Source organism: Streptococcus oralis (assembly GCF_026782375.1).
Taxonomy (GTDB): Bacteria; Bacillota; Bacilli; order Lactobacillales; family Streptococcaceae; genus Streptococcus; species Streptococcus oralis_CL.
This window is the reverse complement of sequence record NZ_JAKUWJ010000001.1, coordinates 444,525-464,016: the sequence shown is the minus strand read 5'-3', so window position 1 is coordinate 464,016 and position 19,492 is coordinate 444,525. Positions and strand designations below refer to the sequence as shown.

Annotated in this window: 30 protein-coding genes and 2 pseudogenes; all 32 read left to right on the top strand. The window is 35.3% G+C overall.

The window, feature by feature from the left end:
- The first annotated feature begins 120 nt into the window (after positions 1-120).
- The 32 genes and pseudogenes from zwf (at position 121) to MK409_RS02175 (ending at position 19,458) form a co-directional block, all read left to right on the top strand.
- The gene (zwf, locus tag MK409_RS02325; RefSeq protein WP_268705196.1) at positions 121-1,599 is read left to right on the top strand and encodes a glucose-6-phosphate dehydrogenase; all 1,479 of its coding nucleotides are present in this window, start codon (positions 121-123) and stop codon (positions 1,597-1,599) included.
- Positions 1,600-1,648: 49 nt separating this feature from the next.
- The gene (locus MK409_RS02320) at positions 1,649-2,218 is read left to right on the top strand and encodes an RHS repeat-associated core domain-containing protein (RefSeq protein WP_326845911.1); all 570 of its coding nucleotides are present in this window, start codon (positions 1,649-1,651) and stop codon (positions 2,216-2,218) included.
- Positions 2,219-2,233: 15 nt separating this feature from the next.
- Positions 2,234-2,629: an AHH domain-containing protein gene (locus tag MK409_RS08990; protein WP_419152991.1), complete on the top strand. Its 396-nt coding sequence runs from the start codon at positions 2,234-2,236 to the stop codon at positions 2,627-2,629.
- A gap of 42 nt (positions 2,630-2,671) precedes the next feature.
- The gene (locus MK409_RS02315) at positions 2,672-3,313 is read left to right on the top strand and encodes an Imm43 family immunity protein (protein ID WP_268705195.1); all 642 of its coding nucleotides are present in this window, start codon (positions 2,672-2,674) and stop codon (positions 3,311-3,313) included.
- A gap of 472 nt (positions 3,314-3,785) precedes the next feature.
- Positions 3,786-4,202: a CTP synthase gene (locus MK409_RS02310; RefSeq protein ID WP_268705194.1), complete on the top strand. Its 417-nt coding sequence runs from the start codon at positions 3,786-3,788 to the stop codon at positions 4,200-4,202.
- A 226-nt stretch (positions 4,203-4,428) separates the two neighbouring features.
- The gene (locus tag MK409_RS02305) at positions 4,429-4,785 is read left to right on the top strand and encodes an RHS repeat-associated core domain-containing protein (protein WP_268705193.1); all 357 of its coding nucleotides are present in this window, start codon (positions 4,429-4,431) and stop codon (positions 4,783-4,785) included.
- Positions 4,748-5,098, top strand: a complete 351-nt coding sequence (locus tag MK409_RS02300) for an HNH endonuclease signature motif containing protein (RefSeq protein ID WP_196755703.1) — start codon at positions 4,748-4,750, stop codon at positions 5,096-5,098. Before MK409_RS02305 ends, MK409_RS02300 begins: the two co-directional genes overlap by 38 nt.
- Before the next feature lie 4 nt (positions 5,099-5,102).
- The gene (locus tag MK409_RS02295) at positions 5,103-5,330 is read left to right on the top strand and encodes a hypothetical protein (RefSeq protein WP_061586997.1); all 228 of its coding nucleotides are present in this window, start codon (positions 5,103-5,105) and stop codon (positions 5,328-5,330) included.
- A 116-nt stretch (positions 5,331-5,446) separates the two neighbouring features.
- Positions 5,447-6,037: an SMI1/KNR4 family protein gene (locus MK409_RS02290; RefSeq protein WP_061586996.1), complete on the top strand. Its 591-nt coding sequence runs from the start codon at positions 5,447-5,449 to the stop codon at positions 6,035-6,037.
- Positions 6,038-6,075: 38 nt separating this feature from the next.
- Entirely contained in the window at positions 6,076-6,399 is a 324-nt protein-coding gene (locus tag MK409_RS02285; protein WP_268705192.1) for a DNA polymerase III, read from the top strand.
- Positions 6,400-6,617: 218 nt separating this feature from the next.
- Positions 6,618-7,304, top strand: coding sequence for a hypothetical protein (locus tag MK409_RS02280; RefSeq protein WP_268705191.1), 687 nt, complete (start codon positions 6,618-6,620; stop codon positions 7,302-7,304).
- Between the two features lie 185 nt (positions 7,305-7,489).
- Complete coding sequence (locus MK409_RS02275; RefSeq protein ID WP_268705190.1) at positions 7,490-7,840, top strand: hypothetical protein; 351 nt, start codon at positions 7,490-7,492, stop codon at positions 7,838-7,840.
- A gap of 18 nt (positions 7,841-7,858) precedes the next feature.
- Positions 7,859-8,092, top strand: a complete 234-nt coding sequence (locus MK409_RS02270) for an RHS domain-containing protein (protein ID WP_268705189.1) — start codon at positions 7,859-7,861, stop codon at positions 8,090-8,092.
- A 15-nt stretch (positions 8,093-8,107) separates the two neighbouring features.
- Positions 8,108-8,716 (top strand): RHS repeat-associated core domain-containing protein, encoded by a 609-nt coding sequence (locus MK409_RS02265; RefSeq protein ID WP_326845910.1) that lies wholly within the window; start codon positions 8,108-8,110, stop codon positions 8,714-8,716.
- Positions 8,707-9,147, top strand: a complete 441-nt coding sequence (locus MK409_RS02260) for a CTP synthase (RefSeq protein ID WP_268705188.1) — start codon at positions 8,707-8,709, stop codon at positions 9,145-9,147. Before MK409_RS02265 ends, MK409_RS02260 begins: the two co-directional genes overlap by 10 nt.
- 156 nt (positions 9,148-9,303) lie before the next feature.
- Positions 9,304-9,537, top strand: a complete 234-nt coding sequence (locus MK409_RS02255) for a DUF7660 family protein (RefSeq protein WP_268705187.1) — start codon at positions 9,304-9,306, stop codon at positions 9,535-9,537.
- Positions 9,538-9,789: 252 nt separating this feature from the next.
- On the top strand, positions 9,790-10,389 hold the full coding sequence (locus MK409_RS02250) for an RHS repeat-associated core domain-containing protein (RefSeq protein ID WP_268705186.1): 600 nt from the start codon (positions 9,790-9,792) through the stop codon (positions 10,387-10,389).
- A gap of 114 nt (positions 10,390-10,503) precedes the next feature.
- A complete protein-coding gene (locus tag MK409_RS02245; RefSeq protein WP_061586981.1) occupies positions 10,504-11,100 on the top strand; it encodes a hypothetical protein in 597 nt (198 codons plus the stop codon).
- A 162-nt stretch (positions 11,101-11,262) separates the two neighbouring features.
- A pseudogene (locus tag MK409_RS02240) lies at positions 11,263-11,817 on the top strand (RHS repeat domain-containing protein); the annotation flags it as partial.
- 138 nt (positions 11,818-11,955) lie between these two features.
- Entirely contained in the window at positions 11,956-12,531 is a 576-nt protein-coding gene (locus MK409_RS02235) for a hypothetical protein (RefSeq protein WP_268705184.1), read from the top strand.
- A 223-nt stretch (positions 12,532-12,754) separates the two neighbouring features.
- Complete coding sequence (locus tag MK409_RS02230; protein ID WP_268705183.1) at positions 12,755-13,156, top strand: hypothetical protein; 402 nt, start codon at positions 12,755-12,757, stop codon at positions 13,154-13,156.
- A gap of 129 nt (positions 13,157-13,285) precedes the next feature.
- The gene (locus MK409_RS02225; RefSeq protein ID WP_268705182.1) at positions 13,286-13,720 is read left to right on the top strand and encodes an SMI1/KNR4 family protein; all 435 of its coding nucleotides are present in this window, start codon (positions 13,286-13,288) and stop codon (positions 13,718-13,720) included.
- 183 nt (positions 13,721-13,903) lie between these two features.
- Positions 13,904-14,152 carry a hypothetical protein gene (locus MK409_RS02220; protein ID WP_268705181.1) on the top strand — a complete coding sequence of 83 codons (249 nt, stop codon included), beginning with the start codon at positions 13,904-13,906 and terminating at the stop codon, positions 14,150-14,152.
- A 132-nt stretch (positions 14,153-14,284) separates the two neighbouring features.
- Positions 14,285-14,416: an RHS domain-containing protein gene (locus MK409_RS08955; protein ID WP_326845905.1), complete on the top strand. Its 132-nt coding sequence runs from the start codon at positions 14,285-14,287 to the stop codon at positions 14,414-14,416.
- Between the two features lie 347 nt (positions 14,417-14,763).
- A complete protein-coding gene (locus tag MK409_RS02210; protein ID WP_268705180.1) occupies positions 14,764-15,048 on the top strand; it encodes a type II toxin-antitoxin system RelB/DinJ family antitoxin in 285 nt (94 codons plus the stop codon).
- Positions 15,038-15,391: a type II toxin-antitoxin system RelE/ParE family toxin gene (locus tag MK409_RS02205; RefSeq protein ID WP_268705179.1), complete on the top strand. Its 354-nt coding sequence runs from the start codon at positions 15,038-15,040 to the stop codon at positions 15,389-15,391. Before MK409_RS02210 ends, MK409_RS02205 begins: the two co-directional genes overlap by 11 nt.
- A 291-nt stretch (positions 15,392-15,682) precedes the next feature.
- Complete coding sequence (locus MK409_RS02200) at positions 15,683-15,967, top strand: hypothetical protein (RefSeq protein ID WP_268705178.1); 285 nt, start codon at positions 15,683-15,685, stop codon at positions 15,965-15,967.
- 19 nt (positions 15,968-15,986) lie between these two features.
- The gene (locus MK409_RS02195) at positions 15,987-16,469 is read left to right on the top strand and encodes an SMI1/KNR4 family protein (RefSeq protein WP_268705177.1); all 483 of its coding nucleotides are present in this window, start codon (positions 15,987-15,989) and stop codon (positions 16,467-16,469) included.
- Positions 16,470-17,022: 553 nt separating this feature from the next.
- Entirely contained in the window at positions 17,023-17,367 is a 345-nt protein-coding gene (locus tag MK409_RS02190) for a hypothetical protein (protein ID WP_268705176.1), read from the top strand.
- A gap of 623 nt (positions 17,368-17,990) precedes the next feature.
- Positions 17,991-18,560: a DUF6707 family protein gene (locus MK409_RS02185; protein ID WP_142557615.1), complete on the top strand. Its 570-nt coding sequence runs from the start codon at positions 17,991-17,993 to the stop codon at positions 18,558-18,560.
- 236 nt (positions 18,561-18,796) lie between these two features.
- Positions 18,797-18,967 (top strand): annotated as a pseudogene (locus MK409_RS02180) (RHS domain-containing protein); the annotation flags it as partial.
- Between the two features lie 104 nt (positions 18,968-19,071).
- A complete protein-coding gene (locus tag MK409_RS02175; RefSeq protein ID WP_268705174.1) occupies positions 19,072-19,458 on the top strand; it encodes an ankyrin repeat domain-containing protein in 387 nt (128 codons plus the stop codon).
- Positions 19,459-19,492 lie beyond the last annotated feature (34 nt).

Here is a 19,492-nt window from a genome sequence, read left to right as displayed (position 1 = left end):
TTTTAATTGCGTATTGGATTTTTTGTTTTTTTTGAAAATTATGATAAAATAAAAACTATGATAATGAGGAAATCTCATCCCTAGTCCAACTAGGAAAAAATATAGAAATTAGGTAGCTAGATGTCATCAAAGGTTATTGTTACAATTTTCGGTGCGAGTGGAGATTTAGCTAAACGCAAACTCTACCCTTCCCTTTTCAGACTCTATAAATCAGGCAATCTCTCTGAGCATTTTGCTGTTATCGGAACAGCTCGTAGACCTTGGAGTAAGGAATATTTTGAATCTGTAGTTGTCGAGTCTATCCTTGATTTGGCAGATAGTACCGAGCAAGCTCAGGAATTTGCTAGCCATTTCTACTATCAAAGCCATGATGTGAATGATACGGAACATTATATTGCTTTGCGCCAATTACAAGCTGAGCTCAACGAAAAATACCAAGCTGAACACAATAAGCTCTTCTTCTTGTCCATGGCACCACAGTTCTTCGGAACCATTGCCAAACACCTCAAATCTGAAAACATTGTCGATGGCAAAGGTTTTGAGCGCTTGATCGTTGAGAAACCATTTGGTACAGACTACGAAACAGCTAGCAAACTCAATGAAGATCTCCTTGCGGCCTTTGATGAGGAGCAAATCTACCGTATCGACCATTACCTAGGTAAAGAGATGATTCAGAGTATCTTTGCTATTCGTTTTGCCAACATGATTTTTGAGAATGTTTGGAATCGCGAACACATCGATAATGTTCAGATTACCTTTGCAGAGCGCTTGGGTGTAGAAGAACGTGGTGGCTACTATGATCAATCTGGTGCCCTTCGTGATATGGTGCAAAACCATACACTCCAACTCCTCTCTCTTCTAGCCATGGACAAACCAGCTAGCTTTACAAAGGATGAGATTCGTGCTGAAAAGATAAAAGTCTTTAAAAACCTCTATCATCCAACTGAGGAAGAATTGAAAGAACAGTTTATTCGTGGTCAATATCGCTCTGGTAAAATCGATGGCATGAAATACATTTCCTATCGAAGCGAACCAAATGTCGATCCTGAATCCACAACAGAAACTTTCGCATCTGGTGCCTTCTTTGTAGATAGCGATCGCTTCCGTGGTGTTCCTTTCTTCTTCCGTACTGGTAAACGCCTGACAGAAAAAGGCACTCATGTCAATATCGTCTTTAAGCAAATGGACTCTATCTTTGGTGAGCCTTTGGCACCAAATATCTTGACCATCTATATCCAACCAACAGAAGGCTTCTCACTCAGCCTAAATGGTAAGCAAGTAGGTGAAGAATTTAACCTGGCACCAAGCTCTCTGGATTATCGTACAGATGCTACTGCTACCGGGGCCTCACCAGATCCTTACGAGAAATTAATCTACGATGTCTTGAATAACAACTCTACCAACTTTAGCCACTGGGATGAGGTAAGTGCTTCTTGGAAATTGATTGACCGTATCGAAGAGCTCTGGGCTGAAAATGGCGCCCCACTTCATGACTATAAAGCCGGAAGTATGGGACCTCAAGCTAGCTTTGACTTACTTGAAAAGTATGGAGCCAAATGGACCTGGCAACCAGATCTACAGCCAGCTGACCGACAGTGAAAACCATTATTACCAATACGATATAGAAAACTAACTCGTCCAAGCCGAGATCAAAAAGCCCGCCGGCAACACCGAGATTTGGACCTACGCCTACGACCCGTTCGGCAGAAGGCTTTCCAAAGAACGCCAAGACAAACTAGCTTGGACGAGTACCGACCCCAAACGCACCCATTTCGTCTGGGACGGAACGCGATTACTTCAGGAGTACACCTACAAAGGCAGCTACACCTATCTCTACACCGACCAAGACAGCTACGAACCCTTAGCCCAAGTCTTCCGTAACAATCAAGACGAAGCGCAATACCTCGCCTATTTCCACAACGACCAAATCGGCATCCCGAAAGAGATGACCGACATCCACGGCAATCTGTTATGGTACTGCGAATATACCGCTTGGGGTCGTCTGAAAAAGGACGGGCGTATCTATCAGAACGCGCATCAGCCGTTCAGACTGCAAAACCAATATACCGACCGTGAAACTGGGTTGCATTACAACCTGAAGCGCTATTACGAGACTGAGGCCGGGCGGTTTGTGAATCAGGACCTGATTGTGTTGCTGGACGGGAAGAATTTGTATCAGTTTGCGCCGAATGCCCAAAGATGGGTTGACACTTTATGATTATCTCCAAGTCGTATTTTAGATAGAGCCCTTGGAGGGAAAAAGGGAGATAGGCTTTCTGCACACCATCTAATTCCTGTAGAAATTTGGGCAGAAAAGAAAGATTTCTTAGATAGAATTAGGCTTCAGGGGCATCGGGATCGGGCTAGTAATGGTTTATTAATTCCTTGCAGAAGAGCTGCTTATTTGGATGGAGTAGGAAAAGGTATGAGAGTCTATCATAGTTCTAGTCATCCAAATTATAGCGATATGGTAAGACAGCGGTTAGATGCCATAGAGCAATCACAGATGTCTGATAAAGAGAAGAAAAAATCTGTTCGCAAGCTTCAAATTGAATTAAGAAGGCGGATTTGGGCAGGAAATGTCACGCAGGTTACTACATGCAGTAGCCAGAAAAATAGAATGAATTAATTTTGGTTATTATGTAATAAAGATTTAAAGGAGTCATTTCTTATGGATAATTTTTATGCAATGCTAGTAGATTATGAAAGTAAAAGTTGCCCGGGAAAGATGCTTGGTTTATTTTCTACTGACATGATGAATCCTAAAAGTGAATCATTTCATTCAGTAGATATGAGCAAAGAGATTTTTCAAATTAATCAAGAAAAAATATATCTGAACTTATGGAAAAAACGAAAATTAAATTTTGATTATTACTTTGAATCGGCTCATCTTTTTTCACAAGAATGTTGGAGTCTACTCAATAAATACAGAATTGCTCCTCATATTTCCATTCCTGTAATTGTTGCAATTTCTAGTCAAAGCGTAGCTGAAGAAAAAGCTTATAAGCTTGTTGCATTCGAAAACAATCAATTTTTTGATAACCGAACTTCTGTTTTCCAAATAGGAGAGATGGGAACCATTTTACCTTCTAAAATAAATTTCACTGATATGGAATATGATTTATTTCAGTTAAATGACACTATATTGCATAATATATTAATAGTAAGTGCTAATCTCATGAATGTTTTAAAAAATGCTAACCTCGATGGTTACAAATTCGTCTCTTTGGATGATTTATTAGATACATTCATGAATGACCATAATTTAAGTATAAATGACTTTATTAAGCCCAAACGAGAAAAGCTACCATAGCAAAGCTTATTTCACAGGTGGGATGTTTATCTTCGGGTATGCACACGTTTTTTAATTTAGTCAAAGTTTACTTAGCAAGCCGTAGACCGCACAAAATCTTCAATCCTGACGTAGGGTGTATGTGGCACTCACGCGGTTTCTGTTTTTCAGACGATCTCACTATCTTCTTTGATGTCGTCCGAAGCATTTGTTCTTTAACAATCTCATTAGCAATTAACATAGAGGTCGTCTGAAAACAAACTTTCAGGTGACCTTCATCTTATTTCGTCAAAAATATGCGCACGAAAGGGTTTTCATATCATACTACTTCCTTTTAAATAGAATAAAAGGCGTATATAAAATTATGTAGGAAGGATGATTTCGGAAACCAAACGGCAGGGATTAATTTCTAGGAAACAGGCAGCAAGATTGCGTAGAATTATTGGTAAATGTTCCTAATTTTATTAATGTAAATATATTAGAAAGGGTTAATATGAACTACTTGATTAAGCCATTTGAATCAATTGGTGATTTTGTATTTGGTACTTCTCTTGAGGAAATACAAGAAAAATATGGAAAACCAGTAAGAATGGTTGAAGATAATATTATGAATAATAAGGTGGAATATAGAAATGCTTGTGAGTTAGTTTATGAAAACGATAAATTGGTTTATGGATATTGCTTAAAAGATTCTAGTCCCATATTAGGAGATATTGATATTTTTAAAAATTCAATCGAAGATCTTAAAGCCATCGATTCAGAATTTATCGAAGGAAAAAAATATATCCTTTTTAAGAATCTCGGAATTTGTATAGGAGGTATGACAGGGAAAAAAATTCCTGAAGGCAAGTTATTAATTGCATTCGATAAAAATCACTTTGATTTTTTTGAATGTTTTATCGAGGTCTAATCGAACTGTAGCCAATGAAACTTCCAATTACGATGTAAAGTAAGTCGTAGCCCGCACAAAATCTTCAGTCTTGACGTAGGGTACGTGCGGTACGTACGCGGTTTCGCCTATCAAAACCACATCAACGAAGACGGAGAAAACCGACAACAAACCCACTACTTCCACTACTTCCACTGCGACCAATCGGCATCCCGCGTGAAATGACCGATAAGGACAGCAAGCTCTTGTGGTTCGGCGAATACACCGCCTGGGTCGTCTGAAAAAGAATGAAAGGGTTTACAAGGATGCGCATCAGCCGTTCAGACTGCAAAACCAATACTTCGATGAAGAGACCGGACTGCATTACAACTTCTTCAGGTATTATGAGTCTGAGGCCGGGCGGTTTGTAAATCAGGACCCGATTGAGTTGAAAAGTGGTGAGAACCTTTATGAATTCTCACCAAATATAAATAGTTGGTTTGATCCTTTAGGATTAAGTCCTAGAAATTTACCAGAAATTGCATCAGAAATTGCATCAGAAATGGTAATTCAATTGGAAAAAATGGTTGAAGGGTATACATGGAAATGCTGGTGTATTTCCTAAATCTGTAGCAGATAAATTACGTGGTAAATCTTTTGATAGTTTTGATGATTTCCGAGCTGCCTTTTGGAAAGAAGTAGCAAAAGATCCAAAATTAGTTGAGGGTTTTTCGAAGGCTAATAAGAAAAGGATGGCTCAGGGGAAAGCACCTAAAGCAGCCAAATGTCAACATGATGGTAAAGTAAGTTCGTATCAAATACATCATAAAACTCCTATTAATCGTGGTGGTGTTTATGATATGGATAATATGCTGATTGTTACACCAAAATTCCATAAAGAGATACTAGACCCGAAATACCATTTTGGAGGAGGATAGCATTATGTTGGATAGATTATATTTAATCAAACTGATTGATCAGTTAAGAAATTTTGAAGGCTCAGAAGAGGATGAAGATGTATTTCTTGAAAAATTAGAAAATTTGGTCACAGATCCAAATATATCAGATTATATATATTGGACAAACATGAGCTCCGAGGAAATAGCTGATAAAGTACTTAGTTACAAACCTATTATCCTCCCTGATTTAAGCAATTCTAAGTCTACATGAAATTTTCAGTTTTAATGTAACGTATATGCGGAATACATACATGTACTATGCGCAATAAACGACCTAAGAAGAAATGTTGATTATTTGACAAATTATAACTTAAAGGAGTAATGAAAATGAAAATTAAGAGTTTAGTTGAGAAAATGGGTGGAGTTCAAAGGTTTACATTTGAACCACTGATTCCTACATCTAGAAAATCAATGTCTAAATTTTTAGATATTACTAAAGAAGAATTTTCAGATTATTTGGATTATCTTGAATTATTTGGTGGAGAGACAGGATTTATAAAAGAATTTAAGTTAACCCCATATAGTGATTTGCCTGAATATTGTTATCCTGATGACGATATTCCTGTAGGTGGTAATATCGAATGGAGTGGTGGAGATTTAGGTTTTTTTTATGGTGAAAATATAAACTACCAAAAAAACTCCCAAATTAGTGAAAGGCTTGAAAAATACAAAAATAGAATACCAGATAATTTTCTACCAATATCAAGTAATGAATTTGGTGATTTGATTTGTCTATGTACTCAAGGAGAAAGAATTGGGCAAATTTTCTATTGGGATCATGAAAATGAATGGGATGAAGAAGATTATTTGGATGAATTTGGTGTACAAATGCCTGAAGAAGTAAAGATGCAAAATATGTATTTAGTCGGAGAAGATTTGTATGACTGTTTTAATCGTATGGTCTTAGAAGAAGAATAATTATTTGAAATTATCCGATTATCATTGGAGATAATATTATGGATTTTGTTTTATTTGATCACCAACTATTATTGAACAGAAGTAACGATATTGATTATAAAGAAGGTATTATAAAATCAACTATTTCATTAATGAATTTTCTTAAAAAAAATGATTTACTCATAGATATTGATCCTTTTAATGAGGACGGTTCTATTAAAGAAAATATTGTTATTAGAAAGTCTAATGTAACTGATGAAGGATTCCAATTATTTGTTAAACCAGTAAATAATTGGTGGGATGCTTTGGATAGGGGAACTCCTCCCGAGAAAGTTACTATTTTGGAGAATGGGTTGAAAAAAATTCGTGCTGCGAAAAAGTAATTTTATATTCTCAGACGGCCTCAATATCTCTTTTGAGGTCGTCTGAAACATTCGTCCTTTTTAAAATTTCTCATCCACAAACTGGGTAACCTGATCTACCGCCGGCTGTCCAATGTCGAAAACCAATATTACCAATGCGATTTAGAAAACCAACTCGTCCGCTAAATTAAAACCTACTACATGGTCTCGCTATATTAAATCATCAAGGAAGTGTTAAAATGAAAAAGATAGAGCTAATAAAAAAATATATTAAAGTAAATGAAATGGGTAAAGCACAGGATTTGATATTTAGAAGTATTAATGATTCGGATATTGATATTCAAGAAAGAACTGAGTTGATTGATTTATTTGTAAAATTAATTCCAGATGATCAATCTAGCTTAATTAAAGAAATGGAAGTTTTGCTTAGTGGAAAAGATCAAATACTTACATACTTTTCAAATAAAATAAAGGAACTTCCTAGTAGAGAAGATGTGCCTATAAATGTAGAGAATATAGAGTATGTTGAAAAAATCTTTCTAAATTTGGATTTAGAAAAAAATACTAAAGAACAGAAGATTAAAAATTTACTTGATGAAAATTATTATGGTAGATTAAAAGATATGTATATAAGGAATATCAACAAAGTATACTTCTCCTCGAGCGGTAGAGAAAAGATCAGTATAGCTATTGAAAAAATATTCACTATATTGAGTAAAAGAATTGATAATTTAGATGCGGAAAATAATATTTATGTTTATTTTATGGAGGAGGTAATGTGCGATATAGAATTACTTATAAAATACTATGCTTTTGATAAGGCTGATTATTTTATTGAATCAATAATCAAGTGTTATAAAGAAAATTATTTTCCTTATAAATGGGAGGGAAAATACCCAGATGGGAACATTAAATATCTAACTTAGAAATTAGTAATTCGTATCTCGTATAAAGCCTCCATTTCAAACGTAAACAAGCCGTAGCCCGTATGAAACCTCCAATACTGACGTATGGTGTGTGCGGTACACACGCGTTTTCTGTTTTTCAGACGACCACTGTAATGAAATAAAACTTAAATTAAATTTTAAATAATTGAGAAAATAAGATGGATATGCCAATTATTGTGAATGATAATGGAGATATTAGTTTGTTTGCCAATATCAAAGATGCAGAATTATATTTAGAACCAGACGATATCAAACAAAATTTCTATGAAATATTTAATAGAAATGGAGATTTATTAAAACCAATTATATTAAAAAATAGTAAAAAATTTCTTTTTGGTAACTTTATAAAGGAGAATATACAAATAACACCACATATTCCTAATATAAATGATAGAGAATATTTAATCAAGTTATTATTTAATTTTTGTAATAATATTAAACTTGAAGTTCCAAAGGGAATTAATCTAAATGATTTAATTGATAAACTGATCAAAGAAATTGGCTTTACTAAATAATCGTATACCGACGGCGAAGTGCAGAACTACTTCTACGATCTGCATGACCACCTGGTTAAAGCCGAAATCTTCAAAAAAGACGGCACGAAAGAGACTTGGGTCTACACCTACGACCCCTTGGCACAGGTCCGCAATTGGACAACTAAAGACGGCGAAAACCGACAACAAACCCACTACTTCCACTGCGACCAAATCGGCATCCCAAGAGAGATGACCGACAAGGACGGCAATTTGTTGTGGTTCGGCAACTAAACCGGCTAGGGCCGTCTGAAAGAGGAAACCAAGGTAACTGATAGCGCATATCAATCCTTCCGCCTGCAAAACCAGTATTGCGACCGTGAGACGGGGCTGCATTACAAATTCTTCAGGTATTATGAGCCTGAGGCCGGGCGGTTTGCGAATCAGGAGCCGATGGGGTTATTTGGTGGAGATGATTTATATCAGTTTGCACCGAATTCTATTGGGTGGATTGATACTTTAGGTTTAGCACGTAGAGGAACTTACAGAGGAGACAGAGGGAGCCATAAAGGAGGAGAAACTAATCACTCTCCAGCTTGGGGAGCATATAAAGATTTACCAAATAGACCATCTTATGGTTCTGCACCTGTGTATCATATGGATAAAGCAGATCATAGAGGCATGTCAAGTACAGGGAGTTCAACTACTGCTCGTCGTTGGAGAGCGCAACAAAGACAATTTATCCTTCAAGGTCGATGGGATTTGGCTATGGAGATGGATATTATTGAGACTAAGAGGAAATTTATAGATAAATATGATAAGAGATTGAGAAGGATGGTGCGAGAAGCTGTTAGACAGAAATTAATCACTAAATATCAAGCATCTAAACTAAGAAAGGTCATTGGAAAATGCAAGTGAATGAAGTTAAAATTATTCCTTTTAAAGGCATAGATTTAGGTAATCGTTTTTTTCAACTTGGAAATACGATGGAGCAAATTATTGCTAAATATGGAAAGGCAGCAAAGGTTATAGAAGATAACATTCTTAAAATTACTTCTGAATATAGAGAGGCCTGCACATTAGAATATAAAAATAATAAATTAGTTAGCATTATTTGTAGTAAACATCTGAATCCAATATTTGATAATTTAAATCTTTTTGAGCCTGAAAATATTAAAGAATTAAAAGAAGAATATGATTGCATTGATGGAAAAGCATATATTACATTTCCCACTTTAGGTATTTCCATAGGTGGCATGTCCAAAAAAAGGATACCTGAAGGTAAAGTTGTTATAGTCTTCGTAAAAGAGGAGATAGATACTTATGAATTTTTTGCTAATGAGGATTGAGAAGCTGTCGCTCGCTTAAATCCAAGCCGTAGCCTGCATAAACTCTTAAGTCCTGACGTAGAGGGTGTACAGTACGCACGCGGTTTCTGTTTTTCAGACGGCCTCAATATCTCTTTTGAGGCCGTCTGAAAGACATTGTTCGAGGAGGACTATATTATGGAAATTAAAAATAGAGATGACTTTCTAGTTTTTTTTAAAGAATTCATTACTGAAATTCATACAGAAGATTTTGAAAATAATACACTAGATAGCTTTTTAGAAGCCATGAAAAATTGGATTGAAGATATGGATGGATACTATAAAAATATAGGTATGAGAGAATATAACGACAAAACTTTAAATTGGAGTATGTTAGCAGACATTTTGAATGCCTCACGAATATATGAATAGCAATAAGTAAACGTAGTTCGTCTGACAAAACATTTTTCAGACGACCTTCGTCTCGAAGAGCAAACCCGCTTCGTTTGGGACGGCAGCCATCTGTTACAGGAGCAAAATTCAGACGGCAGATATACCTATATCTACACCGACCCCGACAGCTACGAACCCTTGGCTCAGGTACATAACCGGACCAACGAAGACGGCGAAAGCTGCCAACAGACTCACTACTACCACTACGACCAAATCGGTATTCCAAAATAGATGACCGACAGCAGTGGCAATCTGTTGTGGGACGGCGAATACACCGCCTGGGGTCGTCTGAAAGAGGAAACCAAGGTAAGGGATAGCGCATACCAACCGTTCCGGCTTCAAAACCAGTATGCCGACCGTGAAACGGGACTGCATTACAACTTCTTCAGGTATTATGAGCCTGATGCGGGTCGGTTTGTGAATCAGGACCCGATTGGGTTGCTGGGCGGGGAGAATCTGTATCGATTCGCGCCGAATGCTCAAATGTGGATAGACAGATTGGGTCTTTGGGGAGATATGAATGGTGCAAGTGCCACAATTTCGGCGGGTGGAGTTAGTGAAACTTACCACAGTTCAAGAACTGGCCATGCTGAAATTAATGGTTTAAATGATTTTTCTCGAAGAGGATTATTAACAGGGAAAGATGTACAAATTGGTAATATTACCGGCGAATTCCGTTCTAGTGGTTCTAAACCTGTTGGTATGTGTACAAATTGTCGTGCCGGTATTTTTGATATTTTGAAAAGAAGTGGTGCAAATAGTGTTTCTTTCCCTGAGACAAGAGGAAATAAAGTTTTGGGAATGATAAAAATTGACGCCTCAGATTTTTGATGACGTACGCAAAGAATTGAGGGCTGTCCGTAATATGGCTGGGACTGACCGAATGCGTTTGGATGCAGCTTGGAAGGTTCTTCATAAATATAATAAGCATGGAAGGTGTTGATTGTGAAAGAAATAATTCATATTAATGAGAGTTCGATTGAATATGACCCTAAAGTAGGTTATCTAAATATAACTTGCGAGTTACCTTTTATATGTGGAGAAGGGGAGTTATATGTCGAAAATCCAAACCCTAATGATGAAAGATTTACTGTAATTAATATTGGGCTATCCTCAGATGATACCTTAGAAGTGCATTTGAACTCAGGTGATTTTGTTGTCGTTAAAAGCGACATGGATGTGAATAAATATTTATTTAAAAAAATTATTGGGGACTTTAGAGATTTCAGTGGATATAATAATAGTGATGATAAATTTAAATTTATTTTCAAGGATAATTCTTTGGAGAGTTTTGATTTATATAGAGATAATGATAATGAAGATTTGGTGTTTTCAATTTCTCTGTTCAAAGAAGAGAATTATTATAGCTTAATTGTTTTTGAGCCTAACCGACCGTGGCAAAAAGATGAAATTGCTAATTTTCAATTTGACGGAAAACAAATTATTTGTCATCTTAAAAACAGCGATATTTTTAACTCGGAAATTGTTTGTGTTCCTTATATTACGGACCTCATTAATAATATATCTGAATTACTTGAATAATAGACAAGGCTGGATTACCAAACCCAACAAAACCTCTTATCTAAAACTTTTCAGACGGCCTCAAACATTTAAGGCCGTCTAAAAAACAAAGAAGCTTCAGAAACGTCATTCCCACATGATTTAGGTGGGAACGACCTCGAAAACCAAACCCACTACTTCCACTGCAACCAAATCGGCATACCGCGCGAGATGACCGACATCTACGGCAATCTCTTATGGTACGGCGAACACACCGCTTGGGGTCGTCTGAAAAAGGACGAACATCAGCCGTTTAGATTGCAGAACCAATACTTCGATGAAGAGACCGGGCTGCATTATAGTTTCTTTCGTTACTATGAGCCTGATACTGGACGTTTCATCAATCAGAACCCGATTGGATTAGCTGGCGGGGAAAATCTTTATTGGTTCGCTCCTAATGGGCAAGATTGGCTAGATCCTTTAGGTTTGGATAGAAAACCAAACCACCGCTTAAGATCACAAATGCCTAATGCGATGCGAGATCATCATACTGTTCCTCAAGAAATGCTTAAAGATGAAGATTTTGTAGCTCAATTAGAACAATGTGGACTTAAAAGTAAAAAGGCAAGACGGCAATTTATAGATCAGCAAATAGTACGTATTGATGCAAAAAACATGATGATATACATAGGAGAGGTTGGAACCAGCAATAGAAAACTTGGTTTAGTAATAATCCTAATTTCAAATTATCTGACATAATGGATCAAATACAAGTTATGATGAAACAACACAACATTCCTAGAGCAACTAGAAATTATGTTAGAAATATAAACGAAATGGGCCAACTGCCTTTATAATTGGAAAAAAATAATAGATTTTTTGTGAAAGGTAATAATTATGAAATTATTTGAAGTTTATAGCGATCTTTCCTCGCTTTCTGAAAAAACTGATATTTACGGCGATTTTGCTCATATTTTATGGGAAGGACATGCCTCTAAAAAAACTAGAAATGTTCCTAGCCCTGAAATATATATTGATCGACTAGGTCCTGATGTACCAGAGGCCTATGTATCGAACAGAAGCTTGATAGTTTCCCAAAAAATTAAAGATTCTTTATTTACTTCAGGACTAACTGGATTTACTCCAATTCTTGCAGTCAAAAATAAAATTATTAAGTGTGATTGGAAAAATCTTTCAGAAGATTATTTTGAAAAATATTACTCCATTGATGATGTAATTGAGAAAGGTAGACACAATCAATCAATTGCAGACAAAATGCCAAATTTGTGGTGGATAAAAGCTAATGATTTTATTAGATTTCATAAAAAATCTCCTCAAGAATGGGATTATGCTATTGATAATGAATCGGATTTTTATCATGGTGCAGGGGATAAATTAGGAGTTTTTGTTTCTGAAAAAGCTAAAAGCTTCATGGATTCTTTATGCTTACCATTAAAATATAACGAACTTTGAAACTTATTTTTTTTATTTAACAAATGTAGTCTACATAAGTAATAGGTGCTCCTCTTCATGATTATAAATCAGGTATTATGCCTAAAAGAACAAAAATGAAAGTTGGTATTATTGGTCCACAGGGTCTTAAATATCCAGGAGGATCATTACAATTTATAGTGCATTCAGAAGAGGTTCAAAAAGTCAAATCGAAAAAAATTAAAAGAAAAGGAAAGTGTTAGAAATGCCTAAGTTAAAAATTTTGAATGAAACTCCTTTAGACTTTCAAGAAAATTTTTTGTTTGACAAATGGGAAGTCAGTTACCTTGATTTGATGGAAGTTAATCAAGGTTCTCCCTTAGTTGGAAGTCTGTCCATTAACGGTCAAATTATTACTCAAGGACAGGGTTTTGGAGGGCCTTTGTTGTATTTCAATAGAAAAATATATATTCCAGTTTTCATTAGACGATTTTGGGGTGTTGGATTTAGGCTTGCAATATTAAATTTAGATGATTTATCACTTGAGTATATTGGAGGTATCGAAGACTTGGTTTATTTGAAAGAGATAAATGATAATAGAATTTATTTCTATACAGATATATATAAAAGCACAGAAAAGAATTTAACTTTATATGAACAAGTATAACTCAAGGCTATGCTGTAAACAACATAGCCAAAGGACTTCCATATTAATTAAATTTAAAGAATTTAATCAATGGAAACGCGAGTTCTGGTACGACCAAGCTTTAAAAGAATTATCAAGAAGAGGTATTTAATGATTAGCCAAGAAACAATGAATTTACTTATTAAATATTTTCAAGATTACCCTGAGTTTAAAGGGATACCCGCTAGTAGTGAGGAAATTAAACATGCTGAAAATATTTTAGGAATAAAATTTCACGATGATTACATTGAATTTATTAAAAAATTCGGCGGTGCAAGCGCTGGTTTGGATATCCATGCTTTCCATAATTCAACATTAATTGGAAAAGAAACAGTTATCGAATTAACACAGGGATTTCAAAAACTTTTAGAATTACATGAACAACCAATGAATAAACTTTATGCAATATCAGATGATGGTTTAGGCAATCCTATTTTAATGGATCAACAGGGACATATTTTTATTTATTATCATGATTCATCAGAAATGGAAATGTTATATGAATCACTTGAAAACTTATTTAAAGAAACATTGTTGGGTGAATAGCAAGCCGTAGCCCGCATGAAACCTCCAATCACGACGTAAAGTCTTCGCGATACGCATGCACGCGGTTCCTGTTTTTCAAACGACCTCACTATCCTCTTTAAGGTCGTCTGAAATATTGGTTCTTTAACAATCTCATTACCAGTTAGTTGCAAAATGTAGTTTCTCGAGGAGCATTATAATATTATGGAAATTAAAAAAGAGTCCAACGACTATACTATTAAATTAAACAACTATGAAGTATTAGTTTTTTTTGAATGTCTTGTTAAGTTCGTTGAAAATAATGAAATTACTGATGAAGCTGAGCAAAAAATATTATATGACTTAGAATGCTTATTAGAATCCACATTAGAAGAACCTTTTATGGAAAATTATAAAGATCTAATACATATTGCTAAAAAATCTATTATTAATAATAAGCAAGCTGTAGATTGAGACGAGCCTCAACAAATTAGTTAAAGCCCAAATCTTTAAAAAAACGGCAGCAAAAAGACTTGGGACTACACCTACGACGCCTTGAAAAGAAGGATAGGCAAAGGTTTTCTGAAAGATGGAGAAGTTTCAGGAATGTCATTCCCGCATGATTTAAGCGGGAACTGCCAGAAAACCCACTACTTTCACTGCTACCAAGTCGGTATACCGCGCGAGATGACCGACATCCACGGCAATCTCTTATGGTACGGTGAATACACCGCTTGAGGTCGTCTGAAAAAGATGAGAGGGTTTATAAGAACGCACATCCCAAGAGGGCTTTATAAAAAATTCGTCTCAAGGATAACTATAACATCCATCTAATACAAAAATCGCCTTATATTCTTCTTGTTATTGAGGATATTGATACCTTTAAAACTGGAGTTATTAATCTCTTTAATGACTTACTTGATCCTTATAAAAAGTATCTGATTTATCGTGATTTTATCAAAACATATCGCAATATGACTCCGATTGAAATAACTTAGTTCTGTCATCAAACAGAACTTTTTTTCTTGATTAAAGTCTATATCTAGTATATAATCAATCTATAACGTATAGATTGGAGATATATCATGGCTATAACTTTATCGAAACAATACAATTTTAAACTGAATGAAGCCACTATGGAACAAGCTCGAAAAATTATCAAGGAAAAGGGAATGACAATGACAGATGCTATTTCTTTATTTGTGGAGCAAATAGTCCTGGAGCAAGATTTGCCTATTAAGACGGCCGTAGATCTACATAGAGAACAGTTGATTGAAGAATTACAAGCCCAATCTGAGCGTGCCTTGAGAGGATACGAGGCAGGCGAAGGAACTTCCCTAAACGATATGAGGGTACGTTATGGCTTATAAAGTGATTGCTTCAAAAGAGGTCGAGGAAGCTATCGACAATATACACGACTATATAGCTACGGTACTTCTATCCCCTCAATCCGCCAAAAATACTGTGGCTAAAATCTTAGATAGCTTAAAAAGTTTAGAGATTTTTCCTGAAGCAGGCTTTGACGCTGATGAGAGAATCGGAGTAAAGATTAACAGCAAGTATCCCTCACGAGGAAAAATTATAGACCAATATGTTTTGCTTTACTTTATTGACCAAAAACGAAGCACTGTTTTTTTATCTCACCTATTCCACACTAAAAGTGACTACGTCACTTTGTTACAAAAAGACAATATAAAAAGGCCAAATACTTGAGACAACTTTCTTAAGTTTATAAGCTACGAAAACTTAATTTTTGCTACCGTCTTGGTTTAACAATACGGTATATATAATATTTTACAGCTATATCCCCTTTAGAAACGTGATTTAATAAAGATTTAAACACTATAGAGTATATCTTTGTAAAATACGGTTTAAAATTGGAGCAAGTAAAATGAAAAAGTTACTGATTGGAACTATTTTGCTTTTGACTGGAGCTTTAAAAATGTCACAACCACTTAAAAAAATACTCAATATAATGATTTGACTGTTAGATACTATTTAGGAATGACTTTTCCTAAGTATAACCATCCTGCAAAATTGTATGATGAAATCAATTTAGATAAGGTAGACAATATCCGAAAAAGCAAAGAGACTATATCTTATTATATTGGGTTTTATAAAGATGGAAAATTAATAAAATTTGAGAAATATAGTAATGATAACAAAGTAATGGATTTTGTTTATGAATATGATGAGAGGGGAAATCTAATCAAAATTTATAAAAATAACATTGAGGTAAGAAAACCGCTCCAAAAGAAAAGAGAGAAGAAAAAAACTGGTGCTTGTTAAATTGTTAAAGGAGGTTGTTATGCTTAGTTTTTATGATTGCGATAAAAATTTATCTGAAAATGATTTCAATGAAGTTGAAAAAAAATTAGAAATATCTTTTCCAGCTTCATTCAAGTCCCATTACTTCAAATGGAATGGAGGTACTCCCACTCTTTCTTGTTTTGTCAATGATACTATCGATTTTGACTATATTGAAATTCGCGACTTCATTCCAATGAAATATTCTAAGCAGTTTGAGGATGATCCAGATTTTACATTAGAAGGAAGAGCTATAAATGAATGGAAAGTTAATGAGTTACCTATAAATCTGATTCCTTTTGCTTTTGATTGGGGAGGAAATTACCTCTGTTTAGAAAAAAATAGTTGGCAAATTATTTATTATGTAAGGGATGTATGGAGTGAAAATATATCAAGAGAAGCTAATTTTAAAAAAAATTCAATTATTATTGCGAAATCATTTGAGGAATTTTTAAATTGTTTAGAAGAAAATCCTGATGATTGATAAACTGGCGTAGCGTCGTGTATATATAGTAAGTGTAACAAGCCATAGCTCGCATGAAACCTTCAATCTCGAAGTAGGATGGACGCGCATGGATTAGCTATACTCCTGATGAAAGTGGAAAAACTACTACTTATGGCACATGGGGAAACAATCCAACAAGGAAAGGTAATGGATTATTTACCAATCTTGAGCAAGATAGAGGGGCATATGCAACTCGTTCAATGTACCTTGACGATGTAGCAGAAAAACGACTAATAAACAAAAATTATGAATATAAAAAGAAAGGAGAAGATACTTGAACCCTAGGCAGACCTTGTTCTAGCTTTGCTAGAGATGCATGGAACGCGGGAACTAAAGAAGACCTTAACTCTAATAGAGTTGGTGGGTTAGGCCCCATCAGCAATTCTACCACTCTCAAAGAATTAATCATAAAAGCCAATGGAGGAGTAACAAATGCAACAACTGATTTACCTAGAAAAAATAGTATTGTCTCCTTTGGTTCAAGTGGTAGATCTTCAGGTTCTTCATCATCAAATTCATCAGGAAGTTCATTATGAAAATTAAAGAAATTATCCCTTTTCTTATGAGTATAATATCATCTGATTGTTCGTTAACTAATAATGAAATTGATATTAACGACATTTGGAATTTTAAAATTACTATTACTGAAGCTCAAGAAAATAGAGAAGCTCATTTGACAGGTTTACTTGGTAATAGTGCAATGGGAATATCAAGTATGGAAACTACTATTTACAATGACAATGAATTAAATATTATTATATTTCAGAAACTAGCAGGATCAAAATATTCTGGGAAATTAGACAAAAGTATTATTATTGGCAAAAATATTAGCAAAGTTACTTTTGGCTCAACAAGGAGAATCATATGGTATAACTAGCCCAGACGGAATCAAACTCCAATAACTCCTGTAAAATGTAAAAGAGAATGGGACAAAAGTCCTGGCCTCTCAATTGTCTTTGGATTGTCGAGCAAGACGCAGTGGTTGAGTGGGCTCTACTACGCTGATTTCATCAGCTTTTACAGCCCTACTCAACTGTGCGGAGGTGGGACTACGAAATCGAATTCTAACGAATTACCGATTTCTGTCCCACTCTCTATCTCTTCAACAGGAGCAACCCATGGCCGTCAATAAAATCGCCCATAAAAGCAGCAAGCTCCGAGTTGTCTTTACCGTGCCCGATTTCTGTTGGTCGCCACCACCCGCTCCGCCTGCAAAACCAGTACACCGACCGTGAGACAGGGCTGCACTACAACTTCTTCAGGTATTACGAGCCAGAGGTTGGGCGGGGAGAATCTTTATTGGTTTGCTCCAAGTGCAAGCAATTGAATAGATCCATTAGGCTGGATTTATTGGAAGAAAGGCACCCCTAAGTTCGCTAACTGGCGTTTACCAAAAGATGGAACATGGACAGGTAGCTCTATTGGACATGCATTAAGTGATATTCCAGATAATGCAAAAATTAAATTTGAAATAGTTTAGATTATAGAAAGGTAGAAATCATGTTTTCTGATTTATTAGAATTGAAGAATTTATCCAAAGAACAGCAAACAAAAGCTATATCTTTAAGTAAGAAATTTAGCTCAACGAATAAAACCGACTTGGAAAAAGCAAATAATTTATTATTTAGCTTATTCTGCTCAGATCAGCGTGAAGGGGTGGATATATGCTTAAAAGTCCTAACTGGTTTAAAATTTAATGGTAATTTTAATTTGTGGGCATTTATTCAGCCGAGCTATTGTCTTAAGTATTATTTAACAACCGATGAAAGTGTTAAAGAAGAAATTACTAGGATGTTACGCGAAGATGTTAAATCTAAGTGGCATGATGATGATGAGCATCAAGAATTTATACAAAAAATTCTTGATGGTGAAGTTGTACAGTCCGCACAAGAAGAACTTGATAGATATATAGATGATGGAATTAAAGAGGAATATATTTGGCGTGTAAATTTACTTATAGAATATTTATATGTGTTGGCTTTGGGTGCAACAGGGTCATTGAATAAGTCTGCTGTTATGGACGAAATTAAGAAGAACCTAGTTAGATTAAGAGAAATTATCAAGCAGTAGCCCGCATGAAACCTCCAATCCCGACGTAGGGTATGTGAGGTACGCACGCAAGCGGTTTTTGCTTTTCAGACGACCTTTGTTGTATTGCGTTCAACCACAGCTACACCTACGATGCACTGGGTAACCTGATCCACCGCCAGCTGCCCAATGTCGAAACCAGTACTACCAATACGATTTCGAAAACCAACTCGTCCGCGCCGAAATCAAAAAGCCGCCAATAAACCTACTACTTCCACTGCGACCAAATCGGCATCCCGCGCGAGATGACCGACATTCATGGCAATCTCCTGTGGTACGGTGAATACACCGCTTGGGGCCGTCTAAAATATTTCTTCAATAACAATCTAGGCCAAAACCGCCTACGAATACGGTCAGGACGGTCATACTCAAAAAATACAAGAACTTAAAAACAGATTAAACAATCTAAAAAAGAGCATAAAAAAATTGTGTCACGAGTATTAAATAAAATCCAGATATTAAATTTATCAACATAGAACTATGGGTATTGTTAATGAAAAAAGAATTATTATGTATTTTAAAAAAATATGAAACGCATCCTGATTTTTTGGGTGACACTATTGAAGATGTAAATCAAGTAGGTGGTATAGATGATACAGTTTTACATATTGCAGCCAGAAATAATTCTTTAAATGATGCTCTTGTATTTCTTCAAAATGGGGCATTAATCGATCTTAAGGGTGACTTAGGATATACCCCCCTACATTATGCATGCATGTTTGGAAATATAGAAATGGTGAAATTACTCCTTGATAATGGATCTGATAAAAATATACAAAATGAATTTGGGGAAAATGCTGTTAGAATTGCAATTAACTCATCCAGTGAAAATAAAGAGAAGATAGTTAAACTATTAAATAATTTTAAAAAACATAAATAAAAAATTAATTATAAATCAATCTTGGTGGGCTATA

Bases quoted from the DNA above. Each gene is read 5' to 3' on its own strand.
- zwf (WP_268705196.1), top strand. From the start codon at position 121: ATGTCATCAAAGGTTATTGTTACAATTTTCGGTGCGAGTGGAGATTTA.
- MK409_RS02315 (WP_268705195.1), top strand. From the start codon at position 2,672: ATGGATAATTTTTATGCAATGCTAGTAGATTATGAAAGTAAAAGTTGC.
- MK409_RS02310 (WP_268705194.1), top strand. From the start codon at position 3,786: ATGAACTACTTGATTAAGCCATTTGAATCAATTGGTGATTTTGTATTT.
- MK409_RS02295 (WP_061586997.1), top strand. From the start codon at position 5,103: ATGTTGGATAGATTATATTTAATCAAACTGATTGATCAGTTAAGAAAT.
- MK409_RS02290 (WP_061586996.1), top strand. From the start codon at position 5,447: ATGAAAATTAAGAGTTTAGTTGAGAAAATGGGTGGAGTTCAAAGGTTT.
- MK409_RS02285 (WP_268705192.1), top strand. From the start codon at position 6,076: ATGGATTTTGTTTTATTTGATCACCAACTATTATTGAACAGAAGTAAC.
- MK409_RS02280 (WP_268705191.1), top strand. From the start codon at position 6,618: ATGAAAAAGATAGAGCTAATAAAAAAATATATTAAAGTAAATGAAATG.
- MK409_RS02275 (WP_268705190.1), top strand. From the start codon at position 7,490: ATGCCAATTATTGTGAATGATAATGGAGATATTAGTTTGTTTGCCAAT.
- MK409_RS02260 (WP_268705188.1), top strand. From the start codon at position 8,707: ATGCAAGTGAATGAAGTTAAAATTATTCCTTTTAAAGGCATAGATTTA.
- MK409_RS02255 (WP_268705187.1), top strand. From the start codon at position 9,304: ATGGAAATTAAAAATAGAGATGACTTTCTAGTTTTTTTTAAAGAATTC.
- MK409_RS02250 (WP_268705186.1), top strand. From the start codon at position 9,790: ATGACCGACAGCAGTGGCAATCTGTTGTGGGACGGCGAATACACCGCC.
- MK409_RS02235 (WP_268705184.1), top strand. From the start codon at position 11,956: ATGAAATTATTTGAAGTTTATAGCGATCTTTCCTCGCTTTCTGAAAAA.
- MK409_RS02230 (WP_268705183.1), top strand. From the start codon at position 12,755: ATGCCTAAGTTAAAAATTTTGAATGAAACTCCTTTAGACTTTCAAGAA.
- MK409_RS02225 (WP_268705182.1), top strand. From the start codon at position 13,286: ATGATTAGCCAAGAAACAATGAATTTACTTATTAAATATTTTCAAGAT.
- MK409_RS02220 (WP_268705181.1), top strand. From the start codon at position 13,904: ATGGAAATTAAAAAAGAGTCCAACGACTATACTATTAAATTAAACAAC.
- MK409_RS08955 (WP_326845905.1), top strand. From the start codon at position 14,285: ATGTCATTCCCGCATGATTTAAGCGGGAACTGCCAGAAAACCCACTAC.
- MK409_RS02210 (WP_268705180.1), top strand. From the start codon at position 14,764: ATGGCTATAACTTTATCGAAACAATACAATTTTAAACTGAATGAAGCC.
- MK409_RS02205 (WP_268705179.1), top strand. From the start codon at position 15,038: ATGGCTTATAAAGTGATTGCTTCAAAAGAGGTCGAGGAAGCTATCGAC.
- MK409_RS02200 (WP_268705178.1), top strand. From the start codon at position 15,683: ATGACTTTTCCTAAGTATAACCATCCTGCAAAATTGTATGATGAAATC.
- MK409_RS02195 (WP_268705177.1), top strand. From the start codon at position 15,987: ATGCTTAGTTTTTATGATTGCGATAAAAATTTATCTGAAAATGATTTC.
- MK409_RS02190 (WP_268705176.1), top strand. From the start codon at position 17,023: ATGAAAATTAAAGAAATTATCCCTTTTCTTATGAGTATAATATCATCT.
- MK409_RS02185 (WP_142557615.1), top strand. From the start codon at position 17,991: ATGTTTTCTGATTTATTAGAATTGAAGAATTTATCCAAAGAACAGCAA.
- MK409_RS02175 (WP_268705174.1), top strand. From the start codon at position 19,072: ATGAAAAAAGAATTATTATGTATTTTAAAAAAATATGAAACGCATCCT.